The 12,266-nt window shown below is 60.2% G+C and carries 9 protein-coding genes and 1 pseudogene; 4 read left to right on the forward strand and 6 right to left on the reverse strand.

The window, feature by feature from the left end:
* Nucleotides 1-130: 130 nt before the first annotated feature.
* The 4 genes from KW837_RS18915 to edd all read right to left on the reverse strand — a co-directional run bounded on the left by KW837_RS18915 (nt 131) and on the right by edd (nt 5,281).
* Nucleotides 131-1,558 (reverse strand): ATP-binding protein, encoded by a 1,428-nt coding sequence (locus KW837_RS18915; protein ID WP_371317148.1) that lies wholly within the window; start codon nt 1,556-1,558, stop codon nt 131-133.
* 31 nt (nt 1,559-1,589) lie between these two features.
* Nucleotides 1,590-2,321: a response regulator gene (locus KW837_RS18920; protein WP_008006907.1), complete on the reverse strand. Its 732-nt coding sequence runs from the start codon at nt 2,319-2,321 to the stop codon at nt 1,590-1,592.
* A gap of 177 nt (nt 2,322-2,498) precedes the next feature.
* The gene (locus KW837_RS18925) at nt 2,499-3,458 is read right to left on the reverse strand and encodes a glucokinase (protein ID WP_218397899.1); all 960 of its coding nucleotides are present in this window, start codon (nt 3,456-3,458) and stop codon (nt 2,499-2,501) included.
* Entirely contained in the window at nt 3,455-5,281 is a 1,827-nt protein-coding gene (gene edd, locus KW837_RS18930) for a phosphogluconate dehydratase (protein WP_218397901.1), read from the reverse strand. Before edd ends, KW837_RS18925 begins: the two co-directional genes overlap by 4 nt.
* 219 nt (nt 5,282-5,500) lie before the next feature.
* Here edd and gap point away from each other — a divergent pair, with 219 nt between their 5' ends.
* The 3 genes from gap to KW837_RS18945 all read left to right on the forward strand — a co-directional run bounded on the left by gap (nt 5,501) and on the right by KW837_RS18945 (nt 8,642).
* Nucleotides 5,501-6,502, forward strand: a complete 1,002-nt coding sequence (gene gap, locus KW837_RS18935; RefSeq protein ID WP_048395661.1) for a type I glyceraldehyde-3-phosphate dehydrogenase — start codon at nt 5,501-5,503, stop codon at nt 6,500-6,502.
* A gap of 148 nt (nt 6,503-6,650) precedes the next feature.
* Entirely contained in the window at nt 6,651-7,115 is a 465-nt protein-coding gene (locus tag KW837_RS18940) for a methylglyoxal synthase (protein WP_123495468.1), read from the forward strand.
* Between the two features lie 195 nt (nt 7,116-7,310).
* Nucleotides 7,311-8,642 carry a CoA transferase gene (locus tag KW837_RS18945; RefSeq protein WP_218397903.1) on the forward strand — a complete coding sequence of 444 codons (1,332 nt, stop codon included), beginning with the start codon at nt 7,311-7,313 and terminating at the stop codon, nt 8,640-8,642.
* Between the two features lie 125 nt (nt 8,643-8,767).
* Here the strand turns inward: KW837_RS18945 and KW837_RS28835 are convergent.
* Nucleotides 8,768-8,917: pseudogene (locus KW837_RS28835) on the reverse strand (DNA-3-methyladenine glycosylase 2 family protein); the annotation flags it as partial.
* A 19-nt stretch (nt 8,918-8,936) separates the two neighbouring features.
* Nucleotides 8,937-10,364, reverse strand: coding sequence for an arginine-ornithine antiporter (arcD, locus tag KW837_RS18950; protein ID WP_192343881.1), 1,428 nt, complete (start codon nt 10,362-10,364; stop codon nt 8,937-8,939).
* A 445-nt stretch (nt 10,365-10,809) separates the two neighbouring features.
* On the opposite strand from arcD (KW837_RS18950), the gene arcD (KW837_RS18955) reads away from it, so the two are divergent.
* Nucleotides 10,810-12,237, forward strand: a complete 1,428-nt coding sequence (gene arcD, locus KW837_RS18955) for an arginine-ornithine antiporter (RefSeq protein ID WP_218397905.1) — start codon at nt 10,810-10,812, stop codon at nt 12,235-12,237.
* The last annotated feature ends 29 nt before the right edge of the window (nt 12,238-12,266 follow it).

A 12,266-nucleotide genomic window follows, 5' to 3' on the forward strand; every position in this document is an offset into this window, starting at 1 on the left:
ATTTGCCTTGAGGGATGTATTGAAGGGACTGACGCCTTCGCGAGCAAGCCCGCTCCCACAGTGGTTCTGCGTCGTACACAAATCCAATGTGGGAGCGGGCTTGCTCGCGAAGAACGATAACGCGGTGCCGCTAATCAACACTACGCGGCAACTGCAACGTCACCCGCAACCCGCCTTCACGCAGGTTTTGCAGGCTGACTTCACCGCCATGGCTATGGGCAATGTTGCGCGCAATCCCCAGCCCCAAGCCATAACCCTGCTGCTGCCCGGCCAAGCGGAAGTGCGGTTCGAACACCTGCTCCAGACGCTGCTCCGGCACGCCCGGCCCTTCATCGTCGACATGCAGGACAAACGCGCTCTCGTCGTCATCGATGTGCAGATGCGCGTTCTGCCCATATTTCAAGGCGTTGTCGATCAGGTTGCCGATGCAACGCTTGAGCGCCAATGGCTTGCCGGGATACGGCGCCAGCGCCCGGCCATGCTGGGTCACGCGACCATTGCCGTTGGGCGCCAGATACGGTTCCACCAGGCAGTCGAGCACATGATTGAGGTCCACCGGCTCGATGTTCTCGTGGATATCGGTGTCTTTCACGCATTGCAACGCGCCCTTTACCAGCAACTCCAGCTCATCCAGATCACGGCCGAACTTGGCTTGCAGTTTTTCGTCTTCAAGCAATTCCACCCGCAATCGCAGCCGGGTAATCGGCGTGCGCAAGTCATGGGAAATCGCGCTGAACAATTGGCTGCGTTCAGTCAGATAACGGCTGATACGTTCGCGCATCGCATTGAAGGCGCGACCCACTTCCACCACTTCACTGCCGCCGCCCTCGGCCACCGGTTCGACTTCGGCGCCCAAGGACATGTCCCGCGCCGCCCGCGCCAATCGCTTGAGTGGTCGGCTCTGCCAGTGCACCAACAGGCCGATGAACAACAGCAGGAAACCGCTGGTGAGCACGATGAACCAGACCTGCTGCGCCGGCAGGCCTTGTTCCTCAAGACTGGTGTAGGGCTCGGGCAACAGGGAGGCGATGTACAGCCATTCCCCCGGTGCCATCTGGATTTGCGTGACCAGCACCGGTGGGTTCACCGGCTCCAGGGTCAACGCGTAATGCGCCCAGGAGCGCGGCAACTCATCGAGCTTCAAGCCGCCGTTGAAAATCCGCAGGTCTTCGGGGCTGACGAAGGTCACCGAGATATCGGTGTCCTGGCCCAACGACTGGCGCAGCACTTCGTCCACCGCTTTGAGCACCGCTGCTTTGCGCGGGGTGATCGGCAGCACTTCCATGCCCAGTGGTTTGTCGTTGAGGGTCACCACGAATCGAGTGCCGCCCATGCTGCGTAACTGATCGAGCACCAGCGGCCGAAACGCCACCGGCAACGAGCGGAAATAACTGACGCTGGCCGTCATCGAATGAGCCAGGCTACGGGCACTGGTGACCAAACCTTCAAGCTGCGTGGCGCGCAATTGCGAGACCCAGATGACGCTCGACAGTGTCTGGGCGAACAGCACCGCCAGCAGGGTCAGCAGCAACATGCGCCCGAGCAGCGAGCGCGGCACCGGCACCCGCCCGGCGAGCTTGCGCAGGAACTCAGTGGCCATTGCTGGCAACCACGTTGGCTGCCAGTTGGTAGCCACTGCCACGCACGGTACGGATCAGCCGTGGCGGTTTTTCGGTATCGCGCAGGCGCTGGCGCAGACGGCTGACCGCCATGTCGACGATGCGATCGAGCGGCATCAGGTCACGGCCACGGGTGGCGTTGCCGATGGTGTCGCGGTCGAGGATTTCCTGAGGGTGATCGAGGAACAGTTTCAGCAGCGCGAAATCGGCGCCCGAGAGAATCACTTCCTCACCGTCGATATGGAACAGCCGATGGCTGACCATGTCCAGCCGCCAGTCATCGAAGGCCAGCACTTCACTGCCGGAACGCTCCTGACCGAACTGCGCGCGGCGCAACAAGGCTTTGATGCGCGCCTGCAATTCACGGGGGCTGAAGGGTTTGCCGAGGTAGTCGTCTGCGCCCAGCTCCAGGCCGATGACGCGGTCGGCCTCGTCGGAGCTGGCGGTGAGCATGATGATCGGTACATGGGCCTGACGCGGGTGCTGGCGGATCCAGCGGCAGAGGCTGAACCCGTCTTCGTCCGGCAGCATCACGTCGAGTATTACCAGATCGCTCGGTGCCTCGTTCAAGGCCTGACGAAAGCCTGCACCGTCGGGCGTGGTACGGACCTGGAAACCGGCGCGGGTCAGGTAGGTGTCCAGCAACTCGCGTATCTCTTGATCGTCATCGACCAACAAAATCGACTTGTTGACTGAGCTCACGGGGCGGCGTCCTTGTTATTTGAATTGGTTGGATTATGCCTTAAGTACGAAATTTACAAACACCGCAGAACCAATTGTGGGAGCGGGCTTGCTCGCGAAGGGGCCAGCACATTCAACATCTTGGTTGACTGACACACCGCCTTCGCGAGCAAGCCCGCTCCCACACTGGATTGCATTTCAGGCTGGAATGGATTGCTCCAACGCCACACCCGCGCCCACCAACCCGGAATACGGCGCCGTCACCAGCCACACCGGAATGCCTTTGAAGTAATCGCTCATGCAGCCCTTGTCGGCGAAACACCGGGCGAAACCGCTTTCGATGAAGAAATCGGCAAACCGTGGAATCACGCCGCCAACGATGTATACACCGCCGCGCGCCCCGGTGGTCAGCACGTTGTTGCCAGCCACGCGACCGAGCCAGCAGCAGAACTGCTCGAGCACTTCCAGGGCAATCGGATCGCCCGCCAGCCCGGCCTTTGTGATCGCCTCAGGCGTGTCGAGCACAGGCGTGTGACCGTCCACTGCGCAGATCGCCCGGTAGACCCGCGGCAAACCACTGCCGCTCAACGCGGTTTCAGCGCTGACATGGCCGATCTCATTGAAGATCTGTTGCCACAGTTGGGTTTCTCGCGGGCTGCTCAGTGGCAGGTCGACGTGACCGCCTTCCCCCGGCAGCGGGGCAAAACGGCCCTCGCCCAGATCGAGCAAGGTGCCCACGCCCAGGCCTGTGCCCGGGCCGATCACCACCGCTGGCCGCAACGGTTCCGGCGTGCCTTCGCAGACCACCCGAAATTCGCCCGGTTGCAAGCGGGTCATGCCCAGGGCCATCGCCGAAAAATCGTTGATCAACAGCAGTTGATCCACCTGCAAGGTCTTGCAGAACCCTTGGCGACTGAGCCGCCAGTGATTGTTGGTGAACTTGAATTCATCGCCACTCACAGGGCCCGCCACCGACAGGCACACCGAACCGATCGAACCCGGCGCCAGACCGAGCCCGCTCAGGTAGAGCGCAATCGCCTCTTCCGGGCTGGCGTGGTCTGCCGTCGCCAGCACCTGGACCGATTCCAGCTGCTGGTTCTTCCACAACGCGAAACGTGCGTTGGTGCCACCGATGTCACCGACCAGAGCCAGTTTCAATTAAGCGTCTCCAGGGCAGAAGTAAAGGCGCTGGCGCCTTGCTCTGCGGAGCTGAAGGCCATGCGCATGAAACCAAACAGTTCGCGACCGCTGCCAATGTTGTTGCCCAACAGACCCTTGGCAGGTTCGCGCGCTGCGAATTCTTCGGCGTCCACCTTAAGCTCCAGGGTGCCTTTGACGCCATCGACGCGGATGATATCGCCCTCTTGCACTCGCGCCAAAGCGCCGCCCACATAAGCTTCGGGGCTGACGTGGATCGCCGCCGGGATTTTCCCCGAGGCGCCGGACATACGCCCGTCAGTCACCAACGCCACTTTGAAGCCGCGATCCTGCAACACGCCGAGGAACGGCGTCATCTTGTGCAGCTCCGGCATGCCGTTGGAACGCGGCCCCTGGAAGCGCATCACCGCGACAAAATCCTTCTCCAGCAACCCCGCCTTGAACGCATCGGCCAGATCCTGCTGATCCTGGAACACCATCGCCGGCGCTTCGACAACCTGGTTTTCCAGTGCGACTGCCGAGACCTTCATCACGCCACGGCCGAGGTTGCCTTCCATCACCCGCAAGCCACCCTCTGGCGAGAATGCGCGAGCGACCGGACGCAGGATGTTTTCGTCGAGGCTTTCGATCGGGCCTTCGCGCCAGACCAGCTCGCCGTTATCGAGGAACGGTTCCTTGGTGTAGCGGCTCAGGCCGTGGCCCAGCACCGTGTTGACGTTTTCGTGAAGCAGGCCGGCTTCCAGCAGTTCGCGGATCAGGAACGACATGCCGCCCGCCGCCTGGAAGTGGTTGATGTCGGCTTTGCCGTTCGGGTACACGTGGCTCAGGGTCGGCACCACCTCGGAGAGGTCGGCCATGTCCTGCCAGGTCAACTGGATGCCCGCGGCCATGGCGATGGCTGGCATGTGCAGGGTGTGGTTGGTCGAGCCGCCGGTGGCGTGCAGGGCCACGATGGAGTTGACCAGCGAACGCTCGTCGACGATTTCGCCGATCGGCATGAAGTCGCCGTTCTGCTTGGTCAAGCGGGTGACCTGGTGCGCCGCTTCGCGGGTCAGGGCATCACGCAACGGGGTGTTCGGGTTGACGAAAGAGGCGCCCGGCAAGTGCAGGCCCATGACTTCCATCAGCAACTGGTTGGTGTTGGCAGTGCCGTAGAAAGTGCAGGTGCCAGGGCTGTGATAGGACTTCATCTCCGATTCCAGCAGCTCTTCGCGCGTCGCCTTGCCTTCGGCGTAGCGCTGACGCACATCGGCTTTCTGCTTGTTGGAGATGCCCGACACCATCGGCCCGCCCGGCACGAAAATCGTCGGCAGATGACCGAAACGCAACGCGCCCATCATCAGGCCCGGCACGATCTTGTCGCAGATGCCGAGCATCAGCGCGCCGTCGAACATGTTGTGGGACAGCGCTACAGCGGTGGACAGCGCGATCACTTCGCGGCTCGGCAGGCTCAGTTCCATGCCCGGTTCGCCCTGGGTCACGCCATCGCACATCGCGGGGGTGCCACCGGCGAACTGGCCGACGGAGCCGATTTCGCGCAGGGCTTTTTTGATCTGTTCAGGAAAGACTTCGTACGGCTGGTGCGCCGAGAGCATGTCGTTATATGACGAAACGATGGCGATGTTGGCGGAGTTCATCATCCGCAGGCTGTGCTTGTCGTCGCTGCCACACCCGGCTACGCCATGGGCGAAGTTGGCGCATTGCAGCTTGCCGCGCATCGGGCCGTCGCTGGCGGCGCCGCGGATCAATGCAAGGTAAGCCTCACGCGTGGTGCGGCTGCGGGCGATAAGCCGTTCGGTGACCTCAAGGACGCGGGGATGCATGTGTAGAACTCCAGGCTAACGGATGTGGCGACCTGATTGTCTATGCTGACCAAGCACCGCTGTGATCGGGGTGACAGACGGTTTTCTTGATCATTCGGACCAGTTGATTCAGGTCACTCGTTGTAGATAAAACAAAATATTGCCACTAAAAAGGCTTGTTTTCTATTTTTTTGCGAATAATCTTGTAATTCCAACAACAAAACGACGGCGGCGCTGTAAATGACTCTTCGAATTGCAATCAATGGTTTTGGCCGTATCGGCCGTAATGTCCTGCGCGCACTGTATACCCAAGGCTATCGTCAGGATCTGCAGATCGTAGCGATCAACGACCTGGGCGACAGCTCGATGAATGCTCATCTGCTCAAGTACGACACCGTTCACGGCACATTCGATGCCGATGTCCAGCACGATCAGGAAAGCCTGACCGTCAACGGCGACCGTATTTCGGTCAGCGCCATTCGCAACCCGGCCGAACTGCCCTGGGCCGCGGAAAAGGTCGACGTTGTGTTCGAATGCACCGGCCTGTTCACTGACCGTGCCAAAGCCGCCGCGCATATTACGGCCGGCGCGCGCAAAGTGATTATCTCGGCCCCGGCCAAAGGCGCCGACGCCACCGTGGTTTATGGGGTTAACCACGACATTCTGCGCCAATCGCACCAGATCATTTCCAACGCCTCGTGCACCACCAACTGCCTGGCCCCGGTGGCCCAGGTGCTGCACCGCGAGCTGGGCATCGAAAGCGGTCTGATGACCACCATCCATGCCTACACCAACGACCAGAACCTGACCGACGTCTATCACACCGACCCGTACCGCGCCCGTTCCGCCACCCAGAACATGATCCCGAGCAAGACCGGCGCCGCTGAAGCGGTAGGCCTGGTGCTGCCGGAACTGGCGGGCAAACTGACCGGCATGGCGGTGCGTGTTCCGGTGATCAACGTGTCGCTGGTGGACCTGACCGTGCAGCTCAAGCGTGAAGCGTCGGCCGATGAAGTCAACGCGATGCTCAAACACGCCAGCCAGCACTCGAAAATTCTCGGCTACAACACCCTGCCGCTGGTTTCCAGCGACTTCAACCACAACCCGCTGTCGTCGATCTTCGACGCCAACCACACCAAGTCCAGCGGCAAGCTGCTCAAAGTGCTGGCCTGGTACGACAACGAGTGGGGCTTCTCCAACCGCATGCTCGATAACTGCCTGGCGCTCTGCAACGCAGAATAAACAGCTGCGTCGACGCGGCCCCCGTAGGAGCTGCCGCAGGCTGCGATATTTTGATCTTGATCTTCTCCGGATCGCTGAAAATCAGGATCAAAAGATCGCAGCCTTCGGCAGCTCCTACGCGGCGCATTACGCCTGGGAGAAGCAAGCGATGATCGGTATCAGCTTTACGCAAAAGACCCTGGCGGCGCGCAAGCGTATCGCCCTGGTTGCCCACGACCACTGCAAGGTATTTTTGCTGGACTGGGCCGAGCGGCAAAAAAACAAACTCGCGCAACATGAACTGGTCGCCACCGGCACAACGGGGTTGTTGTTACAACAACGCCTCGACCTGCCGGTGGAAAGCATGATCAGCGGTCCGCTGGGCGGCGACCAACAACTGGGCGCGCGAATCGCCGAGCAGCGGGTCGACATGCTGGTGTTCTTCTGGGACCCGTTCGAACCGCAACCCCACGACCCGGACATCAAGGCCCTGCTGCGGGTCGCGGCGGTGTGGAACATCCCGGTGGCCTGCAACGAATGCAGCGCCGATTACCTGCTCAGCAGTCCGTTGATGGATCAGGCTCACGAACACCGCATCCCGGATTACGCGACCTATTTGCTGGGGCGCGGGTAAAGCACCCGGAATCACTCTCGATACCCTCCTGACACAAATCCCCTGTGGGAGCGAGCCTGCTCGCGATGACGGATGACATTCACCATGGATGTCGACTGAAAGACCGCTATCGCGAGCAGGCTCGCTCCCACAGGATTTCATCCGACCCGCCAGTTTTTTGATCTATGCTCGGGCTCTCGCTCCGGAGGGCCTTCGATGACTGATTTACTAACGTCCATTCAAGCCGCACTCGGCTTGCCCCACACACCCATCCCGTTCACCTCGAGCGGCGCCCTGCCCTCGGCATTTGCTGTCACCGACCTTGCCTGCGCAAGCATTGCCGCCGCCGGTCAGGCTGTCAGTGAATGGCTGCAACAACACACCGGCCGTTTGCCTACTCTTGACGTCGACCGGCGCCTGGCGTCGTTCTGGTTCGCAACGTCGATCCGCCCCGTGGGCTGGAGCGTTCCACCGTTGTGGGATCCGGTCGCCGGCGACTATGCGACCAAGGACGGCTGGATCCGCCTGCATACCAACGCACCTCATCATCGTGCCGCCGCTGAAAGCGTCCTCGGCGCCTGTGCCGACCGCGCCGCGATGGCGAGCAAGGTAGCTCAATGGGCCAAAAGCGATCTGGAACAGGCCGTAGTCGATGCCGGTGGTTGTGCGGCCGAAATGCGCAGCTGGGCGCAATGGCAAGCGCATCCCCAAGGTGTAGCGGTGAACGCCGAGCCGTTGATTCAGTTCAGCGCCGACAGCGGCGAAAATGCAAAGCCGTGGCGGGGTTCGGTGGCGCAACCGCTGGCGGGCATCAAGGTGCTGGATTTGACCCGCGTGTTGGCCGGCCCCATCGCCAGTCGTTTTCTCGCCGGTCTCGGCGCCGATGTGTTGCGCATCGACCCACCAACCTGGAACGAACCGGGCGTAGTGCCGGAAGTCACTTTGGGCAAACGTTGTGCGCGCCTGGATCTGCACGACAAGACTGATCGTGTGGTGTTCGAAAGCCTGCTCAAGGACGCCGATATCCTGCTCCACGGCTACCGCGCCGATGCATTGGAAAGGTTGGGCTACGGCGTCGTCGTGCGTCAAAAGCTGGCGCCTGGCCTGATTGATGTGTGCCTCAACGCCTACGGTTGGAGCGGCCCTTGGCAGAACCGTCGAGGGTTCGACAGTTTGGTACAGATGAGCAGCGGGATTGCCGAAGCGGGGATGCAGTGGAAGAAAGCGAACCAGCCGACGCCGCTGCCGGTGCAGGCGCTTGATCACGCCACCGGGTATTTGATGGCAGCGGCGGCGATCAAGTTATTGGGACGTGGCGGGTCGGCCAGGTTGTCGTTGGCGCGGACTGCCAAGTTGCTGATTGAACAGGGTGCGGGGACCGATGAGGCATTACCGGCGGAGGATCAGAGCGATCAAGGGGTGTTGGTTGAGCAGACACCTTGGGGGCCGGCCCATCGGCTGAAGGTGCCACTGAAAATCACCGGAACGCCGCTGCAGTGGGCGCTGCCGGCCGGGGAATTGGGTTCCCATCGCGCGCAGTGGTGGTGACTGTTCGGGCCCCTTCGCGAGCAAGCCCGCTCCCACAGTTGACCGGGTTTTCCTGGAGGAATGCGATCACATGTGGGAGCGGGCTTGCTCGCGAAGGGGCCCGTAGGTTCACTACACAGCTCAGCTCAGCTCAAATCCGGCCGGCTCAGCGATGTCCAAAGCACCTGCGCCGCATACCCTCGACAGGGCCGCCAAGCCTCGGCCCGCACCCAAAATTCACGAGCCGTCAGCCCCCCACCCGGAAACGCATCCATCCCCCGCAACAGCCGCAAGGCTGTTACGCCAGCAACAACCTCACAACGACAGTAACCCGCTGTACAACCCATAGGCTGCCAACCCCGCCCCGGCAACCACACAGCTGAAAATCCCCTTCTCCACCGACGTAAACAGCGGTTTGCCCTGCTCCCGCTTGGCCTGGGCAAACAAAATCACCCCCGGTGCATACAACAACGCCGAGAGCAGCAGGTATTTCACGCCGCCGGCATACAACAACCAAACCGCGTAACACAGGGCAATGCCACCGATCAGCAAGTCTTTCGTGCGCTCGGCCGAAGCATGCTCATAGGTTTCCCCTCGCCCGCTCAACAACACCGCATACGCCGCCGACCACAGGTACGGCACCAGAATCATCGACGAGGCGAGGTAGATCAGGCTGGTGTAAGTACCGGCGGAAAACAGCGTGATCAACAGAAAAATCTGGATCATCACGTTGGTGAGCCACAGTGCGTTGACCGGCACATGGTTGGCGTTCTCTTTTTTCAGGAAGGCTGGCATCGTCTTGTCTTTCGCGGTGGCGAAGAGGATTTCGGCGCATAGCAACGCCCAGGACAGCAAAGCTCCCAATAGTGATATAGCCAGGCCGATGCTGATCAGCAGCGCGCCCCAAGGGCCGACGATATGTGCCAGCACCGCCGCCAGCGACGGGTTCTGCAAGGTAGCCAATTGCGGTTGGCTCATGATGCCGAGCGACAACAGGTTCACCAGCACCAGCAGCGCCAACACACCGATAAAACCGATGACCGTCGCCCGGCCCACGTCCGAACGTTTCTGCGCCCTCGCCGAATACACGCTGGCGCCTTCGATGCCGATGAAAACGAACACGGTGACCAGCATCATGTTGCGCACCTGGTCCATCACGCCGCCGAAATTCGGGTTGCTGCGACCCCAGATGTCGCGGGTGAAGATGTCTGCCTTGAAGGCCACAGCGGCAATGACGATGAACATGATCAGCGGCACGATCTTGGCCACGGTGGTCAGTTGATTGATGAACGCCGCTTCCTTGATTCCGCGCAGCACCAGAAAATGCACCGCCCACAGCAGCACCGACGCGCAGCCGATGGCGATGGGTGTGTTGCCCTGGCCAAAGGCCGGAAAGAAATAACCGAGGGTGCTGAACAGCAAGACGAAATAACCGACGTTGCCCAGCCAGGCACTCATCCAGTATCCCCAGGCTGACGAGAAACCCATGTAATCGCCGAAGCCTGCCTTGGCGTAGGCGTACACCCCGGAGTCCAGTTCCGGCTTGCGATTGGCCAGGGTCTGAAAGACGAAGGCCAGAGTCAGCATGCCCACAGCAGTAATCGCCCAACCAATCAATATCGCCCCGGCATCGGCACGCGCTGCCATGTTTTGCGGTAAGGAAAAAATCCCACCGCCAATCATCGATCCCACCACCAAAGCGATCAGCGCACTCAGGCGAAGCTTTTGCGTCGGTTGCGGCATTCGGGCGTCTCCATTTCCCGCCGCGACTATCACCGCGAGACCGTCACATTGTTAGTTTTAACTAAATAGATAAAGCGTAATAACGTTTATTCATTAACGCCAATCTCTGTCTTTTATTTATAGCTGTTCACGCTAACGCGCTGACTGGAAATCGCAGTTTTGTCTGTATATTCGAATAAATCCATATCACTCCAAAATCAGAACTGATCACTTGCCAAAACATAAAAACAAACTAGCGTCTAAACTTCAATCGATGCGCTTTATTTCTCCAATCGTCAGCCGAGGCCTCTGGAAAGAGCTCTTCCGGCAATAACCTTACGCCTATAAAAACGACATAAGTCATTAGTTAACAACGGAATGTGATCATGCATTGATCCAAGTCAGATGATTGAAAAGCAAACGAAATTAATCTGTTTTCTCTCTTTCTCCTGCACTGGAGTCATGCATGTCTGAATCCCCCGGAAAACTGAAACTTGGCGCTCTGGTTGCGCTGGTGGTCGGCTCGATGATCGGTGGCGGGATTTTCTCGCTGCCCCAGAACATGGCCGCCAGTGCCGACGTCGGGGCCGTTCTTATCGGTTGGGCAATTACCGCCGTCGGTATGTTGACCCTGGCCTTCGTGTTCCAGACCCTGGCCAATCGCAAGCCAGATCTTGACGGCGGGGTCTACGCCTACGCCAAGGCCGGTTTCGGCGACTACATGGGTTTCTCGTCCGCCTGGGGTTACTGGATCAGTGCCTGGCTGGGTAACGTTGGTTACTTCGTTCTGTTGTTCAGCACCCTCGGTTACTTCTTTCCGATCTTCGGCGAAGGCAACACGGTTGCTGCCGTGATCGGCGCGTCTGTGTTGCTCTGGGGCGTACATTTCCTCGTGCTGCGGGGCATCAAGGAAGCGGCGTTCATCAACCTGGTGACCACCGTCGCCAAGGTCGTGCCTCTGCTGCTGTTTGTCCTGATCGCGATTTTCGCCTTCAAGCTGGAGATCTTCACCGCCGACATCTGGGGTCTGAAAAACCCGGACCTGGGCAGCGTGATGAACCAGGTGCGCAAGATGATGCTGGTCACCGTCTGGGTGTTCATCGGCATCGAAGGCGCGAGCATCTTCTCGGCCCGTGCGGAAAAACGCAGCGACGTGGGTAAAGCCACCGTCATCGGTTTCATCACCGTGCTGCTGTTCCTGGTGCTGGTGAACGTGCTGTCGCTGGGCATCATGACCCAACCGGAATTGGCCAAACTGCAGAATCCGTCCATGGCCGCGGTGCTGGAACACGTGGTCGGTCATTGGGGCGCGGTGCTGATCAGCGTCGGCCTGATCATCTCCTTGCTCGGTGCGCTGCTGTCGTGGGTGTTGCTGTGTGCGGAGATCATGTTCGCCGCCGCCAAGGACCACACCATGCCGGCCTTTTTGCGCCGCGAAAACGCCAACCATGTGCCGGTCAATGCGCTGTGGCTGACCAACGCCATGGTCCAGCTGTTCCTGATCATCACGCTGTTCTCGGCCAGCACTTACCTGTCGCTGATCTACCTCGCCACGTCGATGATTCTGGTGCCGTACCTGTGGTCGGCGGCGTACGCGCTGCTGTTGGCGGTGCGCGGCGAGAGTTATGAAAACGCTGCGGCCGAGCGCAGGAAAGACCTGTTCATCGGCGCCGTCGCGTTGACCTACGCGGTCTGGCTGATCTATGCCGGCGGCGTCAAATACCTGCTGCTCTCCGCCCTGCTCTATGCGCCCGGCGCGATCCTGTTCGCCAAGGCCAAGCTTGAAGTCAACAAACCGGTTTTCACCAACGTCGAGAAGCTGATTTTCGCAGCGGTCGTCGTGGGCGCCCTGGTGGCGGCTTACGGGCTGTATGACGGCTTCCTGACCCTGTAACACCTGACCCATTTGTCATCTGGAGGATC

The organism is Pseudomonas sp. PDM24 (genome assembly GCF_019218905.1).
Lineage (GTDB): Bacteria > Pseudomonadota > Gammaproteobacteria > Pseudomonadales > Pseudomonadaceae > Aquipseudomonas.

Coding starts and splice junctions, on each gene's coding strand:
- arcD (WP_192343881.1), bottom strand. CDS start 10,364: ATGCCGCAACCGACGCAAAAGCTTCGCCTGAGTGCGCTGATCGCTTTG.
- KW837_RS18940 (WP_123495468.1), top strand. CDS start 6,651: ATGATCGGTATCAGCTTTACGCAAAAGACCCTGGCGGCGCGCAAGCGT.
- KW837_RS18945 (WP_218397903.1), top strand. CDS start 7,311: ATGACTGATTTACTAACGTCCATTCAAGCCGCACTCGGCTTGCCCCAC.
- arcD (WP_218397905.1), top strand. CDS start 10,810: ATGTCTGAATCCCCCGGAAAACTGAAACTTGGCGCTCTGGTTGCGCTG.
- gap (WP_048395661.1), top strand. CDS start 5,501: ATGACTCTTCGAATTGCAATCAATGGTTTTGGCCGTATCGGCCGTAAT.
- edd (WP_218397901.1), bottom strand. CDS start 5,281: ATGCATCCCCGCGTCCTTGAGGTCACCGAACGGCTTATCGCCCGCAGC.